Raw genomic sequence first — 16,295 nt, 5'->3', positions numbered from 1 at the left:
GTCACTAAAATCTTAAATCGATGCACGCAGCTTAATGATCCAGCGAGGTTTTTTATGGCTAAAACGTCTCGCACTCTTGACGGTTAAGCGGCCAATATAGCGACGCAGTAGATGGAAAAAATGGCCCAAATGACAAGTCATTAGGGCCATTGTAAGCAAATCCATTTACGCAGTGTCAATGCGACACAAACGTTTTTTAACCTTGATTAAGCTTGCTGAGAAGCGTTCATCAAGTCACTAAAGCCGACTTCAGCTTCGGTGACAGTGGCTTTTGCCAGTAGCGCATCAATCGCTTGCTCTTCTAGCGCGACGTTGCGCATGTTTTCCATCAGCTTCTCGTCTTTCTCGTAGTAAGCGACAACTTCTGCTGGATCTTCATACGCAGATGCCATTTCTTCGATCAGTGCTTTAACACGCTCATCATCAGCTTCAAGCTCTTCTGACTTGATCACTTCCCCAAGCAGAAGACCGACGCTTACACGGCGTTTAGCTTGCTCTTCGAACAGCTCACGTGGTAGCTGAGAAGCGCTATCCATGTTGCCGCCAAAGCGTTGTGCCGCTTGCTGACGCAAGGTGCCAATTTCTTGCTCAATCAGCGCAGACGGTACGTCGATTTGGTTTTGCTCAACCAAGCCGTCAAGTACCTGCTCTTTCACCTTGTTCTTGATCGCTTGCTTGAGCTCGCGATCCATGTTTTTACGCACTTCCGCTTTCAGGCCTTCTACGCTGCCATCGGCAATACCAAAGCGCTGTACAAACTCTTCTGTCAGCTCAGGTAGCTCTTGCTCTTCCACCTTGTGCAGTTTAATCGCAAACTGCGCCGCTTTACCTTTTAGGTTCTCAGCGTGGTAGTCGTCTGGGAAGTTCACATCGATAGTGAATTCTTCACCCGCTTTTTTACCCACTAGGCCGTCTTCAAAGCCTGGGATCATACGACCTTGGCCCATTTCTAGTTGGAAGCCTTCAGCTTTACCGCCTTCAAACTCTTCACCGTCGATGGTACCCACAAAGTCTAAGGTGACACGGCTGTTGTCTTTCGCTTCACCGTCTGCTTCTACCCAGCTCGCTTGTTGCTTGCGCAGGGTATCAAGCATCTCGTCCACATCACTTTCTTGAACGTCTGCTTTTGGCTTCTCAACGCTGATAGCATCTAGGCCTTGAAGCTCAACCTCTGGGTACACTTCAAAGTCAGCTTTAAAGACCAAATCTTTACCCGCTTCGTTTTCAACGGGTGTAAAGCTTGGCGCCCCTGCTGGGTTCACTTTTTCTTGAATCATGGCTTCGATGAAGTGACGCTGCATCACTTCGCCCAGCACGTCTTGGCGTACTGTGTCACCGTACATGCGTGACACCATCTTCAATGGAACTTTACCTTTACGGAAACCATCAAAACGACGATTCTTAGCGATATTGCGTAGCTCTTTAGTGACTGCGTCATCGATGTTGGCAGCAGGCACTGTGATGGTCATTTGGCGCTTAAGGCCTTCGGTGGTTTCAACGGTAACTTGCATTATAAATTTAACCTCAAATTTACTCAGGGGTACTGAGTGATGTTTACCAGTTTTACTGGTGGCATCATCTGAGCTATGAATCCGTCATAGCCCCTGCGAATCCGGATACACGCAAATGGCGTATCGAGCTATCTCATCCGAGACTGAAAATTAAGACGCGCTATTATAGCGGCACCCGTCAACTGAGTCGAGACAAGGGGCGACCGATGGCGTTTCAATATCAAAATTGGGGTGATATCTCACAATTCAACCGCGTGGGATCACACTTTTTACGGTTTTATGTGTGTTTGGTTATTTTCAGAGCAGTTCGGTGAGACAAACAGGGAAAAAAGCAGAATGGCGCGCCCTACAGGATTCGAACCTGTGACCCACGGCTTAGAAGGCCGTTGCTCTATCCAACTGAGCTAAGGGCGCACTGTCTTTACGCAGCGTGGATTATAAAGCGACGTTAGGCGTCGTCAACGCTTTTCCCTAAAATCTTGACGTGGTTGCTCAAAACCACATCATTTACTGGCTATGTATTCATGCGACGCGGTGAGGCGAGAACGCGAAATTGATGCTTTTCGTGTTTCAGTTTCGTCAAGCATCGTGCGAGCATGATCGGCTGAGTGCTTTTTTTTGCCTTCCCCCTCATTAAACTGCATTAGCAAACGTTTGCGTAATAGCTTTTAGGTGCGTTTTTTGTCACACTATTGCCAACATTGCTTTAGCCGAAGGATAGTTATGGCCGCACAACTCATTGATGGAAAGCTGATCGCGCAAACCGTGCGTCGAGAGGTTGCCGCCCGCGTTTCCGCTCGCACTCAAGCGGGACGTAGAGCCCCCGGATTGGCGGTAATTCTGGTCGGAGACGATCCTGCCTCCCAGGTTTATGTTGGCAGTAAACGTCGTGTCTGCGATGAAGTCGGTTTTGTGTCAAGGTCTTACGACCTCCCGGCTTCGTGCTCTCAACAAGAGTTACTCTCACTCATTGACACCTTAAATGCGGATGACAGCATTGATGGCATTCTCGTCCAACTGCCCTTACCTGCAGGGATTGATGCCACGTCCGTATTGGAGCGCATCCGCCCAGACAAAGATGTCGATGGGTTTCATCCCTACAATGTCGGTCGCTTGTGTCAACGCATGCCAACCCTGCGTTCTTGCACACCAAAAGGGATTATTACCCTCCTAGACCGCTACAATGTCCCTCTTCGTGGTAAACATGCGGTGATCGTGGGTGCCTCCAATATTGTTGGCCGCCCGATGACGTTAGAACTGCTATTGGCGGGCTGTACAACCACAACGTGCCACCGGTTTACCCAGGATTTAGAAGCCCATGTTCGACAAGCCGATGTGCTGGTTGTGGCGGTCGGTAAGCCTAAGTTTATTCCTGGCGATTGGATCAAGCCCGGCGCCATTGTGATTGATGTGGGCATTAACCGCATGGAAAACGGCAAGCTTATCGGCGACATCGAATATGAGCTTGCCTATGAAAAGGCTAGCCATATTACCCCTGTCCCAGGTGGCGTGGGCCCCATGACTGTCGCGACCTTGATTGAAAATACGCTCATGGCCTGTGAGCAATACCACGATGGTCACTAGCATGAGAGAGGGTCAAACTGGCCCTCTTTTTTTTTCAGGATACTAAATCCGTTTGTCCATCTTGGATGAGCTGATTTCGTCCCCCTGCCTTGGCTTGGTACAAACACCTATCTGCGCGCTGAACAAGTTCATCAATACGGGCATCGGCATGGACCATCCCTATACTGATGGTGATTGAAAACGCCTTATCATAGGGTGACCAAACGGTCTTTTCCAATTCTTCTCGCATCGCCTCAAGCCGGCGCACAAAGCTCTGCTCGTCATTGCCGTAGAGGATACAGAATTCCTCCCCACCGAAGCGAGCGACCATGTCCTCCGGAAAATAGCGTTTCATCATCTTTGCCAGCTCAATCAGCGTAATATCGCCGATATGATGCCCAAATTGATCATTGATCTTTTTAAAATGATCGACGTCGACCAGCGCCAAACTCCTCGGTCCCTTGTGTGAGCGTGTGTGAGGGTGCTCGAAAAAGTAACGTCGATTCCACACTTGGGTTAAATAATCCGTATTGGCCATATTGAATAGGCGACGCTCGGTATCGAGCGCATTCAGTGTGCTGTGCAAGCGACAATAAAATTCCTCTTGGTTAAACGGTTTGGCCAAAAAGTCATTCGCACCCGCTTTTAAAAACCGCGCCGTTAAGCTGGGATCTTCCTCACCCGATAAGCCTATAATCGCCAACTGGCCGTCTGTTTTCAGTTTGCGTAATGCCTTAACCACACTCACTCCATCCATTTCTGGCATGGTGTAATCGGTAATCACCAAAGAAATTCGCTTATCGCGCCGCACCATAGCCAATGCCTCTTGGCCATTTTGGGCCTCAAGGACATTGAGGTATTGCCGCTCTAATAAGCTGCGCACGTAACGACGGGCTGTCAGCGAATCATCCACAACTAACACATGGTGCTGATGGTTCTTTTCTAGGCGGTTGAGTAACGGCGCTATCGATGACACGCACGAGGGACTATCTTTGGGGATGTAATCAATCACGGTTTTGGCTAGCACACGTTCCCGAGTCCGAGCATCCATCATCGCAGTGAGTACAATCACTTTTATGTCCAACGACAAACATACGTCAATGATTTCACCGTCCTGCCCATCAGGCAGGCAGTAGTCGAGGATAGCACAAAGAAAGTCGGTCTCTTGGTTGAGGATCGTCTCTGCTTGTTCGATTGAGTTTGCTATACATGGGATGTATCCGGCCTTTCGTATCTCGGCTTCAAGTAACCGCCTGAAAGGTCGACTATCTTCCACAACCAACACTTTATATTCCATCTGCAACGCACCACGTCTTCACGTTAATTTTGCGCGACAATGCACGCAACGGGGCAAGAAGCGGTACAGGGTAAGGGCAATTGAGTGCGTGTAGACAGAAATTGCGCAAATTTCTCAACAATGACACACATCTCGCAGATATTTGACGCAACACCAACAACCGATCGCACACTTTATGCGTTATTTCGTGTCACTTTTTAGACAAAATAGACATTTACCCTTGATGCACCACCATTTGATTCCGGCCAGATGCTTTTGCCTGATACAAGGCTTGATCTGCAGTGTGTAAAAGGCGTGAGAGAGAGGCCGCTTGAGAGTCCACGCCAATGCTCACCGTTACTTTCAGCGTCTGATCTGACACTCGTACGGGGCGTTCGGCGAATGATTGGCGATAAGAGTCTAGCGATTGCTGAAACACCGTCAAATCACGAAGCGATAATACACAAAACTCTTCTCCTCCCAATCGGGCGACCGTGTCTTCCGGAAACGCGTCTGCCAGCATTTGCGCGACCTCAACCAACACATCGTCACCGATATGATGACCAAAGTCATCATTGATACGTTTAAAGTAATCAATATCAATAATCGCCAAATGCTTACGCGCTTCATTTGCAAGCTGGTCACCCCGCTCAAAAAAATAGCGTCGATTCCAAAGCTGCGTGAGAAAATCTGTATTCGCCAAGAGAAATAACCGCCATTCGGTATCAATCGCATTCAAACAGCTATGCACGCGGCAGAAGAACTCTTCCTGATTAAACGGTTTGGGCAGATAATCGTTCGCCCCTGCTTTGAGAAAACGTGCCGTTAGCGCACTATCATTATGTCCAGACAAGCCTATGATTGCCTGTGAGCACTCGGTATCTTTCTTACGAAGCGCATACACAAGCTGAAGGCCATCCATTTTCGGCATTTCGTAATCAGTGATAATCAGCGATATATCTGGCGTTTTTTCCAGCACGTCAAGTGCCTGCTCACCATTTTCAGCTTCCAATACGGTTAGATACTGACGCGCTAACAACGCAGAGATGCGTTTACGTATCGAGGCAGAGTCATCAACCACCAGCACACGGTGCCCTTGATTGTCAGCCAATCGCTTAACGAGTCGGCAAACCGCATCAATACAATGACTACTGTCTTTGGGGATATAATCGATAACGGGCTTTGATAGTATCTCATCACGCGTTTTCTCTGTTTGCGAGGCGGTGAGGACAACCACTTTAAGCCCGACGGCTAAACAGAGATCGATGACTTCGCCGTGGTGAGCATCCGGCAAATTATAGTCGAGGATCGCACAGAGAAAGGTTGTGTGGTGATCTAGCACATCCCTCGTTTCTGCTAGGCAGGTACAGGTCACAGTGGCAAAACCCGCTTTTCTCACCTGTTGTTCAGCCAGCATGCGAAACGACCGGCTGTCTTCAACGATAAGCACCGACTCCAACGACTGCCTCCCTCATTCAAAGCTATACCTTGATGAGTGTAGCAGCCAAACCGGGAGAGCGTGTTAACTGGAGGCGCTGATATCGGAGTTATTGATACAAAGTTCAGTTTGCTTGCTAAGTATATTTATCAGCAAAATGCAGCGTTTCTCGCCGTCTTTTTCTTTGAAGATCGCTTCCGCTCCAGCAAACTGCCCCTGCTCAATCATCACCGACTGTCCAGGCTTGAAGCCTTGGTAGAGTGCGTCACGTTGTTCGTCACAATCTTCCATCGTCATCAGCTGTTGGATCAACGCCAAGTCGACCTTGACCGGGTACGCACCTTGGCGAACGAAATCAACCACACCACGCGTGGAGCGAACACTTGTGTACTGCACAAGGTCGGGATCAAAGCAGGCAAACACATAGTTGGGGAAGAGTGGCTCTTCAACTTGCTGACACTTGCCTCGACGCAACTTTTCCACCGTCACGGTCGGGTAGTAACAATCAACGCCTTGGCGCTTCAAATTTTGCTCTGCGCGTTGCTGTTCCGCGCGCTTACAATAAAGTAAATACCAATGTTTCATGTCGTTCTGTCCCTGATGTCTATCGACAGTGGCAGCCTGTCCAGAGCGACGAGAGTATACGGATGTTAGGCCCACACAGCAACAAAGGCGAGCGCCAATCAAAGCCACTCACCTTTGCTTAGGGTTAACGATTCGACATGGTACCGCTGAATCGTTAGGCGATTTTTTGAATATCGACGCTAAAACTGTTCAAGCCAACTTCATTCAGCGACACACGCGCATCACCTGATTGAAGATCGACGCTTTGAAATTGGCTCGAGAACGCATCGCGCCCCAACCAATGATCACTGTGAACAAGGCTTGTCGCTCCACAGCTATCGACCGTGGCTTTTATCCCCGCCGGTAAAATATCAAGCTGATTATCGGTGGTGTTTAATACACCGAACATCGCACGAACCGGCGATGTGTAGGCTGAGGCTCGAATCGCATCCTCGATCCGTTTTACCAAGGTGAGAAATCCTCTTTCATTGACATCACCTGAGCGGACAAAATCATTAAAAAACGCACGGATCATCAAGGTGGTCGCGGTGCCGTCTTCCTCTGCGGAGGCAGAGTCGACCACATAAAAGGCCATTTTCCCGCCCATCAACCAAGCATAATCCAATACAATGGGGTTGGCATCTGCCGATTGCAGTGAATGGTAAGAAAGACGCCAAGCACCTTGTTGCGAATCGGGCTCTGGCATCAGCCCCATTAATAACTCACGTGCGCTGCCTGGGTTATGGCGTAAGGCATCAAGGTGCCACTTGAGCTCTGTCTCTGATGCCCCGCGATCCGTATCCTCGCTCACTTTAAACCATTGCTGACTAAAATCATCGCTGGCGTGAACATCGTCGTTCGCATCATCAACCACCGTCTCGATGGCTTTTTTAACCACATTAATATCTTCAATCGGTTTGATCAGAAAGTCTTTCACCCCAAAGCGAAGCGCTTGGGCGACATCAGCCATCCCCCCGGTGCCAGAGATCACGATCATAGGTAGCATTGGATATTCAAGGCTCACCTCCTCAACGAATTCTAAGCCTGTCATCACTGGCATCGACAGGTCACTGATCAATAGGTCAGGAATCGACTGTCTTAGCGCTTGCAACCCTTCTAAACCATTTTCAACCTCACGTACTACCGCTCCCTCTCTTTCGAGAAAAGACGCAATCATCCGACTGAAGACGGGATCATCTTCAACGATTAAGATCTCTTTATTATGCAACACGACGCTCTCCTCCAGGACTGCAAAGCAGCGGCTGTTTTCATTCTCACTGCACTAATCGTAGTTGAATTCAGACACACCTGTGACCGCTAATGAGATTTAATTCAGTAGCGCTCTATAAACAGCTGTTTAAAATAATAATTTTCTTAGCATTCAAGCAGGTGAATCGTCAAAGCCATTTATCGGCAGCATAAAAAAGGCTTGAAAATCAATGACACTATAAGAGTACGCTACTCTGTATTAAAAGTAAGACTTATAACAATTAATACATGATGTCTATCACAAGAATGTATATCGGTATTGTCTTAATATCGAGCCAGTCAGAAAAGCGCAGCAAGGCGATTTTTTGTCGGGAGGAAAACTTGCCAATTGAGACACCAACAACTATTCCTTATTAAAGAAGAGTGTATACGGCATCTGTCTCCGCACGCCAGCAGAGAAGACGTTTTACTTGAGGCGTCGTGCGCCGACCGTTGCACCTGACTTCACTGAGGGAATAACGAGCGGGGTTACTATGATATTGAGTCATTTATTGGGGTTATATACCCATCCCAAAAAGGAATGGAAAGCGATTGGCGAGCGGCACGAGGCCGCCTCAAACAGCATTGGTCACGCGTTGTTACTTGGGTTAATCCCGCCTGTTTGTGCCTATTACGCGAGCGTCCATATTGGCTGGCAGATCGGCGCAGGGGATCCCATCTTTATGACCCCGCAAAGCGCACTGTTCATCGCCAGTGCCATGTATCTCGCGTTATTGGTTGGTGTGGCCGCGTTGGCCTATCTCACATTGTGGATGAGTCGCACGTTCGGTTCTGCCCCAACTTACACTCAGTGTCTTGAACTGGCCGCCTATACCGCGACGCCCATTTTTATGGTAGGACTGGCCACGCTCTACCCGGTGGTGTGGTTTGTGATGATCGTCGGCTTGATTGGCATTGCCTACTCTGTCTACCTCCTCTACACGGGGGTACCGATATTGATGGAGATCCCTGAAGAACGAGGGTTTATCTATGCGAGCTCTGTCGTCACTTGCGGGTTAGTACTGCTGGTCGCGATCCTTGCTGCCTCTGTCATCCTTTGGAATGTCGGCATGGGCCCAGTCTTTACCCATTAATCGACATACACTCAACGGGCTAACACTGAAAAACGCCGCGATAGATATCGCGGCGTTTTCAATTAATCCTCGTTATGTATCTCTAAGTTAGCCAGCTCTTGCTGCTGCTCGCGTACCGTTTTCGCATCGTCGTTCCGCAAACTTTGTATATACTCGAGGTAAGCTTGATCGACATCCTGAGTGACGTATTCACCGCTGAATACGGACGTCTCAAAGCGCTCAATAGCCGGGTTCGCTTCGCCAACCGCTGTCACCAAGTCAGAAAGATCTTGGTAGACCAAGCCATCCGCACCAATCAATTGACCAATTTCATCGACTTCACGACCATGGGCGATCAGCTCGTTAACGCTGGGCATGTCGATGCCATAGACGTTAGGAAAACGCACTTCGGGGGCGGCTGATGCCATATACACTTCTTTTGCCCCGGCCTCGCGCGCCATTTCGATAATTTGCTCCGAGGTGGTGCCGCGGACTATCGAATCATCGACTAACAGAACGCGTTTGTCTTTAAATTCAGAACGAATAGCATTGAGTTTACGGCGCACCGATTTCCGACGCATTTGTTGCCCGGGCATAATAAAGGTCCGACCGACATAACGGTTTTTGACAAAGCCTTGGCGGTAAGGCTTACCGAGCACTTGGGCAATCTCCAAGGCGATGTCACAGGAGGTCTCTGGAATGGGGATCACCACATCAATATCAACATCATCCCACTCTCGTTGGATTTTAGCCCCCAGTTTTTGTCCCATACGGATGCGTGCACCGTATACGGAAACCTTATCTATAAAGGAGTCCGGGCGAGAGAAGTAGACAAATTCAAAGATGCAGGGGTTTAAACTCGGCGCATCCGCACATTGACTGGTATGCAGTTGTCCATCCAGCGTGATATAGATAGCTTCACCGGGTGCCACATCACGGACAAAATCAAACCCGACCGCATCCAACGCCACTGTCTCCGACGCCACCATGTATTCAGTGCCGGCCTCCGTATCGCGTTTACCTAAACAAAGTGGCCGAATGCCCTTAGGATCACGAAACGCTATCACACCGTGGCCAATGACCATGGCCACGACCGCATAAGCCCCCGACACTTGTCGATGCACTGACGCTACCGCGGCAAACATATCGTCAACCGTTAATGGATGCGATGTCGCGGTTGATAACTGGTGGGCAAGGACATTAAGAAGGATTTCAGAATCAGAGGTGGTATTAAGGTGGCGACGATCTTTCTCGAATAGCGACTGACGCAAGTCTTGCGCGTTGGTGAGGTTGCCATTGTGCGCCAGGGTAATACCGTAAGGAGAATTCACATAAAAAGGCTGCGCTTCTGACGCACTCGAACTCCCCGCGGTTGGATAACGCACATGCCCAATGCCAACTTGGCCTTGTAAGCGCTGCATATGCTTAAGTTGAAACACATCCTTTACGAGGCCATTGGCTTTTCTAAGCCGGAAACGATTGTCGTCAATAGTGACAATCCCGGCTGCATCCTGTCCCCGGTGTTGTAGCACCGTCAGTGCATCATAAATGGACTGATTGACCGGGGTGTTACCAACGATTCCAACAATACCACACATGTCAGCGATTCCTTGTTACGCGAATATCATCCTAAGATCCGGCGATCTCAGGTAAGAAACTGGAACTGTTCTCGAGATAGTGGAAAAACCATTCAATCACTACCGCAAAGTTAGGAATAAGTTGCGACTGCCCCCATGCTTGGGTGTGAGCCACCGACGTAAAGGCATCCAGAAAGAAGAGCATCGCGGCAATAATGAGTACACCACGCACACTCCCAAACACCATACCCAGCACCCTATCGGTACCAGACAACCCGGTTTTCTCTACCAACTGAGCAATCACATAATTGACCACCGCCCCCACAATTAAGGTGGCAATGAACAACAAGGCTATTGCGCTACCATTACGAATAACGGCATCTTCGATATTGGTCAGGTAAACCGCCAGTTGCGTATAAAACTGACTGGCGATAAAAAACGCACCAAACCATATCACCAATGACAATGCTTCTTTAACAAAGCCTCGAATCACACTAACTAGCGCCGAAAAACCAATGACGCCAATAATGAGGTAATCAATCCAATTCATCGTATTCACTTGCTCGAGACGTGCGCATTCTAACAGAAAAAATGCTCACGCAAACGTTTTCTTATTGGGTGAGTGGGTCAAATTTACGCAATTGACCCTTCAATCCTGTCAAAGATTGCAAATCAGTCAGTTGCGATTCTAGCGCCGATTTGGAGACGTGAGGCCCTACGACCACCTTGGCTAAGTCATCTGGCTGAATGTCTTTGGGTAAGATATGTGCTTGGTAACCTTTTTCGCGTAATTGTTTGACCAAACGTCGTGCGTTGTCTTGGTTGCGAAAGGTACCGAGCCGGATCATCCACGCCCCTTTTTGGTCACTGACTGACGAAGAGGCTGTTTCACTAGACACCGGTTTAGACGCAGGCTCGCTGTCCGTTGCGTTTGTTTGATGCTCTTTAACCTTGGTGTCTGGCGCCTCGACCTCAACCACTTGTGGTGCTTGAATCGGTGTTTGGCTCACCTCACTGTCAAAATCATCCCGTAGCGGGATACTCTCATAGCTCTCTTGATAATGCTCTTTTTTGCCATCAAGCACATCTGGCAGCACTATCACACCGATAGACACCAACACCAAGGTACCAACGATTCTTTTTTGTAACTTACTGGCCACAATGACTCCGTTTTAGTTAAGCTCGCTCATTACCTGTCCAACGGTATGAAACGACCCAAATACGACCACACAGTCTCGCGCAGGTTCAGCGTGTTTTAACGCCTGCTGATAGGCCTCGCTGGGTGACGCAAACTGTTGTGATGCCGATACAGGCAAGCTGTCGGCGGGGGCGCCTCGGGGCACAGATAACGATGCGGGATACCAGTGATCCACGATACCGTCCAGGCAGGCTAAGGTACCCGCCATGTCTTTATCGGATAACATGGCCACCACCGCATGCACGTGCCCGCCGCGTTCCGCTTTGCACTCAGCCAACTTCTCTGCCAAATAAGCGGCCGCGTGCGGATTATGAGCAACGTCAAACACAGTGTAAGGCGCCTTGGCGACAACCTGCATTCGCCCCGGTACCGACACCGAGGCTAACCCGTCAGAGATGTGCGTGTCTGCAATCTCCAAATCGGCAACGCCCAAAGCCATCAATGCAGTGGCGGCATTTTGTAATGGTATTGCAGGGATAGGCAACGCAGTCAGTTCAAACGCCCCTGCCGCCCAACACCAGGTATCATCAGTGAGCGTATAGTGATATTGATAACCCAGCTGGTGTAGCTCGGCGCCAATACTGTCAGCGTGTGCAGCCACGCTCGCCGGTGGAGAAGGCTGACCGCAAACAGCAGGTTTATCCGCTCGGAAGATACCTGCTTTTTCGTGGCCGATTTGGTTAATATCATCACCTAACCAATCACAGTGATCGAGCGCAAGGCTGGTGATCACCGATACGTCATGCTCAACCACATTGGTAGCATCAAGGCGTCCACCAAGGCCAACTTCTAAAATCACGACGTCCAATGCGTGCTGCTTGAACAGCTGCAATGCAGCCAAGGTGCCGAACTCGAAAAAGCTCAGGCTGGTCTCACCACGCACTTTTTCAATCGTCGCGAACGCTTTACTGTGCGCAGCATCGTCGAGCCATTTGCCATTAATGCGTACTCGCTCATTATAGTGAATGAGATGCGGGGAGCTATAGACACCTGTGCGATAACCCGCATGCTGCAAAATCGATTCTAGCAGCGCACAGGTTGTGCCTTTACCATTGGTTCCCGCGACAGTAATCACTGTCGGCGCTGGCTTAGTCAGTTGCGCTTTTTCGGCCACTGCCGCGACGCGTTCAAGGCCAAGATCGATGGCACTGGTATGGATGCTTTCGAGATAAGACAGCCACGTCGTTAAATAGGACGTGGCTGTTGGGTGTTGTTGTTCAGACATTGGCTTGGTCAGTTACTCCATGATGGGTAAATGATACCAAGGATAGCGCCGTGGGACACGGTCAATTATTGCTCTTGAGAAGGCGGTGCCGCTTCAGGCTCAAGATCAGGCTTGCCTTGTTCTACATCGACCACCAGTGGTGAGTGACGATTATTCAATTTGGCAAGCAGACCCGCTAAGCGTTGACGCATTTCTCGGCGGTCGACAATCATGTCAATCGCGCCATGCTCAAGCAAGAACTCACTAGTTTGGAAATCTTCAGGGAGGTTCTCACGCACGGTCTGTTCAATGACTCGACGCCCCGCGAAACCGATAATCGCTTTAGGCTCGGCCACATTGATATCACCTAACATGGCAAAACTTGCCGTCACACCACCGTATGTCGGATCAGTTAATACCGAGATAAACGGCAGGTTGTGGCGAGAAAGGCGTTCCAATGCGGCACTTGTTTTTGCCATTTGCATCAGTGACATTAGCGCTTCCTGCATACGCGCACCGCCACTGGCAGAAAAACACACCAAACCGCAGTTGTTTTCGATCGCAGCATCCACCGCTTTAACAAAGCGAGCGCCCACAACGGCCCCCATCGAGCCGCCCATGAATTTAAATTCAAAGGCACAGGCCACCACGGGTACATCAAACACGCTGCCTTTCATGACCACAAGGGCGTCTTTTTCACCACTCGCTTTTTGCGCCGACACTAAGCGATCTTTGTACTTTTTCGAATCGCGAAACTTCAACACATCTTTAGGTTCAAGCTCACTGGCAATCTCTTCACGCCCGTCTTTATCCAAAAACACGTCGAGCCGGCGGCGTGCTGGCATGCGCATATGGTGTTCACACTTTGGACAGACTTCCAAGTTACGCTCGACATCAGCGTGATAGAGGACTTGATCACACGACGTACACTTGGTCCACACACCTTCTGGAATCGACGCCTTGCGTGATGAACCAATATTACTTTTGGTTAATATTTTTTCTAGCCAGCTCATGGACAACCTTTACTTAGTGATAACTCTCGCGAACGGACAGCTATCTTGGATTCGTAACAAATTAGACCGAATTAAATCACAAGTCCGTCAGACTTGGGATAAAAAACTGGTACTACCTATTCTGTCTCCGTGCTGTATGCGTACAGCGTACTTGCCGACACAATCACCTAATCCGGCAAAAACAAGGGGCCAATGGGTGAGCGAGGCAACCCAAATGTTTCGGGGTAGTCCACCTCAACCAAATACAAGCCTTCAGCTTTCGCGGTCGCAGCAGCCTGGGTTCGATCTTTTTGTGCCAGCAGCCAAGCCACCCACTCAGGAGGCTGCTCTTGACGACCGACCGCCATTAAACTCCCCACGATGTTGCGCACCATATGATGCACAAACGCATTGGCTTTAATATCAATCACGATAAAGCGCCCTTGACGGTTGACCGATAAATGCATCAAATTCCGCCAAGGGGATTTCGATTGACACTGAGCGGCACGGAATGAGGAAAAATCATTCTCCCCAAGTAGATACTGACCGGCTCGGTGCATTAAGGTTTCATCAAGTTCAGCGTGATAATGACTGACTCCCTTGGCTAAGATCGCCGGGCGCAAGGGATGATTATAAATGACATAACGATAGCGTCGCGCAGTGGCACTAAAACGGGCATGAAACTCGTCTGTCACGGGCTTAGCCCATCGCACTGCAATCGGATCCGGTAAATTCGCATTGACACCCATCGTCCAAGCTTTTAAAGGACGTTGATTGTCAGTGTCAAAGTGCACCACTTGTCCTGTTCCATGCACGCCAGAGTCGGTACGTCCCGCACACTGTACGGCAACAGGGTGATTGGCAACCGTCGATAAAGCACGCTCGAGGTGTTCCTGCACACTGGTGACTTCTCGTTGCCTCTGCCAACCGTAAAACTGAGCACCATCATACTCAATGCCTAACGCGAATCTCATGCCCTGCCTTCTCGTTACTCGTCAATAAGGCGCCGCATTATACCCATAAAGCCTTCGAGTTGCAGGTTAAAAGCGCGTGCTTCGCCATCACTGCCGTCATAAAGAAACAGGCAGCTCTCGCTACCTGTTTTTTCACTACCTCAGCTGTTCTAACAACTGACGCGCTTCTTGCTGCAAGGTCTTGTTGCCCGATTGCATCACTTTTTCGAGCAAAGAAATCGCCCCATCGACATCGTTCATTTCCAAATACGCTTTGGCGAGGTCAAGATTCGTTGATGCTTCAGTACTTGCAGTATCACCGTCCACATCAATGGCACTAATATCTTCTAACACATCAGGAAACTCATCTAAACCCACATTCAGGTTCATTTCCGCTTTATCAGGATCGATATCTGGCGTAGAACCATCATCTCGCATAAGCTCTTCAATGCTGATGTAGTCATCTTCTTCTTGCTCTTCACCAATCAGCTCACTTTCTGCTTCCCCCTCACCCAGTAGATCCTCGTCTAAGGCTTCTTCGAGTTCAAAGGTTTCCAGTGAGGCAGGATCTATTGCGGGTTGCTGACTCCAGTCTTCACTCTCTGCTTCAGGCTCAGGTTCATTATCAGCCTGCCACACTGCCGCTTCTTCATCGGACAGTGAGGAAAGGTCCAGTGGCGTGTCATCGTCTGACTCGGAGAGCAGTGCCTCCATGTTTAAGCCACCCACTTGGTGATCGTCATCGTCGAGATCACTGATATCTCGCTCATCACGCTCAGGCGTTTCCGTTTCCTTGGCGGCGTCACCCTCTTGCTGCTCATCTAAATAAGATTCTAGCTCGCGCTGCTCTTCAAGCGCAGCGCTTAGTGCGTCATCCTCGCCAAACTCGCCCAACTCATCAAGTGAGAAGGAGTCAAACTCATAGTCACGCTCATTGCTTGGCTCTGGCTCTGGCTCTGGCTCTGGCTCTGGCTCTGGCTCTGGCTCTGGCTCTGGCTCTGGCTCTGGCTCTGGCTCTGGCTCTGGCTCTGGCTCTGGCACGCTATCTAAATCCGCTTGCTCTTGCTCGTCAACCGGTTCAGCGTCTGCCAATGCCGCTTCTTCGTCGTACTCAGGTAGGCTGGTTAAATCAAGTAAGTCTTCTTCGCTAATGTCATCGAGATTGTCACCGTCATCCGTAGAGGCATCATTGCTGTCAACGCCGTCACCCGATTCGGCCGCTGGAGCGTCGTCTTCGTTTAACTCGGCTTGCAGCTCGTCATCAGCGTCCTCGTCAGCCGTTTCATCTGCCTCGCGAGTCGCCTCTGGCTCAGCTGGCTCGTCCGCTAGAGCATCGTCTTCGTTTAACTCTGCTTGCGGTTCGTCATCAGCGTCCTCGTCGGCCGTTTCATCTACCTCGCGAGTCGCCTCTGGCTTAGCCGATTCGTCCGCCGGTGCGTCGTCTTCGTTTAACTCGGCTTGCAGCTCGTCGTCAGCCGTTTCATCTGCCTCGCCGGTAGCCTCTGGCGCAGCTGGCTCGTCCGCCGGTGCATCGTCCTCATTTAACTCTGCTTGCGGCTCGTCGTCAGCGCCCTCGTCAGCCGTTTCATCTGCCTCGCGAGTCGCCTCTGGCTCAGCTGGCTCGTCCGCTAGAGCATCGTCTTCGTTTAACTCTGCTTGCGGTTCGTCATCAGCGTCCTCGTCGGCCGTTTCATCTAC

At 49.9% G+C, this 16,295-nt stretch carries 14 protein-coding genes and 1 tRNA gene; 2 read left to right on the top strand and 13 right to left on the bottom strand.

Annotated elements, in window-relative coordinates; genetic code table 11:
- Positions 1-206: 206 nt before the first annotated feature.
- Positions 207-1,511, bottom strand: coding sequence for a trigger factor (gene tig, locus EHW56_RS11130; RefSeq protein ID WP_152795647.1), 1,305 nt, complete (start codon positions 1,509-1,511; stop codon positions 207-209).
- Positions 1,512-1,848: 337 nt separating this feature from the next.
- Positions 1,849-1,925 (bottom strand) — tRNA-Arg (locus EHW56_RS11125).
- 309 nt (positions 1,926-2,234) lie between these two features.
- Here EHW56_RS11125 and folD point away from each other — a divergent pair.
- A complete protein-coding gene (gene folD, locus EHW56_RS11120) occupies positions 2,235-3,095 on the top strand; it encodes a bifunctional methylenetetrahydrofolate dehydrogenase/methenyltetrahydrofolate cyclohydrolase FolD (RefSeq protein WP_046075252.1) in 861 nt (286 codons plus the stop codon).
- Positions 3,096-3,129: 34 nt separating this feature from the next.
- Here folD and EHW56_RS11115 read toward each other — a convergent pair whose 3' ends face one another.
- The 4 genes from EHW56_RS11115 to EHW56_RS11100 form a co-directional block, all read right to left on the bottom strand.
- Positions 3,130-4,371: a response regulator gene (locus tag EHW56_RS11115; RefSeq protein ID WP_046075251.1), complete on the bottom strand. Its 1,242-nt coding sequence runs from the start codon at positions 4,369-4,371 to the stop codon at positions 3,130-3,132.
- A gap of 214 nt (positions 4,372-4,585) precedes the next feature.
- On the bottom strand, positions 4,586-5,800 hold the full coding sequence (locus EHW56_RS11110; protein WP_370517149.1) for a diguanylate cyclase: 1,215 nt from the start codon (positions 5,798-5,800) through the stop codon (positions 4,586-4,588).
- A 72-nt stretch (positions 5,801-5,872) separates the two neighbouring features.
- On the bottom strand, positions 5,873-6,373 hold the full coding sequence (gene rfaH, locus EHW56_RS11105; RefSeq protein WP_152795645.1) for a transcription/translation regulatory transformer protein RfaH: 501 nt from the start codon (positions 6,371-6,373) through the stop codon (positions 5,873-5,875).
- A gap of 154 nt (positions 6,374-6,527) precedes the next feature.
- Complete coding sequence (locus tag EHW56_RS11100) at positions 6,528-7,583, bottom strand: response regulator (protein ID WP_172970021.1); 1,056 nt, start codon at positions 7,581-7,583, stop codon at positions 6,528-6,530.
- 511 nt (positions 7,584-8,094) lie between these two features.
- Here EHW56_RS11100 and EHW56_RS11095 point away from each other — a divergent pair.
- Positions 8,095-8,694 carry a Yip1 family protein gene (locus EHW56_RS11095; protein ID WP_152799672.1) on the top strand — a complete coding sequence of 200 codons (600 nt, stop codon included), beginning with the start codon at positions 8,095-8,097 and terminating at the stop codon, positions 8,692-8,694.
- Between the two features lie 62 nt (positions 8,695-8,756).
- On the opposite strand, the gene purF is transcribed toward EHW56_RS11095, so the two are convergent.
- From purF to EHW56_RS11060, 7 genes are all read right to left on the bottom strand, one after another.
- Positions 8,757-10,271: an amidophosphoribosyltransferase gene (purF, locus tag EHW56_RS11090; RefSeq protein ID WP_152795642.1), complete on the bottom strand. Its 1,515-nt coding sequence runs from the start codon at positions 10,269-10,271 to the stop codon at positions 8,757-8,759.
- 31 nt (positions 10,272-10,302) lie between these two features.
- The gene (locus tag EHW56_RS11085) at positions 10,303-10,800 is read right to left on the bottom strand and encodes a CvpA family protein (protein ID WP_069362063.1); all 498 of its coding nucleotides are present in this window, start codon (positions 10,798-10,800) and stop codon (positions 10,303-10,305) included.
- 61 nt (positions 10,801-10,861) lie between these two features.
- Positions 10,862-11,410, bottom strand: coding sequence for an SPOR domain-containing protein (locus EHW56_RS11080; RefSeq protein ID WP_077665876.1), 549 nt, complete (start codon positions 11,408-11,410; stop codon positions 10,862-10,864).
- Between the two features lie 12 nt (positions 11,411-11,422).
- Positions 11,423-12,673, bottom strand: a complete 1,251-nt coding sequence (gene folC, locus EHW56_RS11075) for a bifunctional tetrahydrofolate synthase/dihydrofolate synthase (RefSeq protein ID WP_152795640.1) — start codon at positions 12,671-12,673, stop codon at positions 11,423-11,425.
- 65 nt (positions 12,674-12,738) lie between these two features.
- Positions 12,739-13,665 carry an acetyl-CoA carboxylase, carboxyltransferase subunit beta gene (accD, locus tag EHW56_RS11070; protein WP_152795637.1) on the bottom strand — a complete coding sequence of 309 codons (927 nt, stop codon included), beginning with the start codon at positions 13,663-13,665 and terminating at the stop codon, positions 12,739-12,741.
- A 167-nt stretch (positions 13,666-13,832) separates the two neighbouring features.
- Positions 13,833-14,618, bottom strand: a complete 786-nt coding sequence (gene truA, locus EHW56_RS11065; RefSeq protein WP_077638778.1) for a tRNA pseudouridine(38-40) synthase TruA — start codon at positions 14,616-14,618, stop codon at positions 13,833-13,835.
- A gap of 135 nt (positions 14,619-14,753) precedes the next feature.
- Positions 14,754-16,295, bottom strand: a 1,542-nt coding sequence (locus EHW56_RS11060; protein ID WP_305794294.1) for a FimV/HubP family polar landmark protein, incomplete at its 5' end; no start/stop codon positions are given.

The organism is Salinivibrio sp. VGrn1 (genome assembly GCF_009377995.1).
GTDB lineage: Bacteria > Pseudomonadota > Gammaproteobacteria > Enterobacterales > Vibrionaceae > Salinivibrio > Salinivibrio siamensis.
Note: the sequence above shows the minus strand (reverse complement) of the source record. Positions and strands in the feature narration are given on the sequence as shown.

Bases quoted from the DNA above. Each gene is read 5' to 3' on its own strand.
- tig (WP_152795647.1), bottom strand. From the start codon at position 1,511: ATGCAAGTTACCGTTGAAACCACCGAAGGCCTTAAGCGCCAAATGACC.
- folD (WP_046075252.1), top strand. From the start codon at position 2,235: ATGGCCGCACAACTCATTGATGGAAAGCTGATCGCGCAAACCGTGCGT.
- EHW56_RS11115 (WP_046075251.1), bottom strand. From the start codon at position 4,371: ATGGAATATAAAGTGTTGGTTGTGGAAGATAGTCGACCTTTCAGGCGG.
- rfaH (WP_152795645.1), bottom strand. From the start codon at position 6,373: ATGAAACATTGGTATTTACTTTATTGTAAGCGCGCGGAACAGCAACGC.
- EHW56_RS11095 (WP_152799672.1), top strand. From the start codon at position 8,095: ATGATATTGAGTCATTTATTGGGGTTATATACCCATCCCAAAAAGGAA.
- purF (WP_152795642.1), bottom strand. From the start codon at position 10,271: ATGTGTGGTATTGTTGGAATCGTTGGTAACACCCCGGTCAATCAGTCC.
- EHW56_RS11085 (WP_069362063.1), bottom strand. From the start codon at position 10,800: ATGAATTGGATTGATTACCTCATTATTGGCGTCATTGGTTTTTCGGCG.
- folC (WP_152795640.1), bottom strand. From the start codon at position 12,673: ATGTCTGAACAACAACACCCAACAGCCACGTCCTATTTAACGACGTGG.
- accD (WP_152795637.1), bottom strand. From the start codon at position 13,665: ATGAGCTGGCTAGAAAAAATATTAACCAAAAGTAATATTGGTTCATCA.
- truA (WP_077638778.1), bottom strand. From the start codon at position 14,618: ATGAGATTCGCGTTAGGCATTGAGTATGATGGTGCTCAGTTTTACGGT.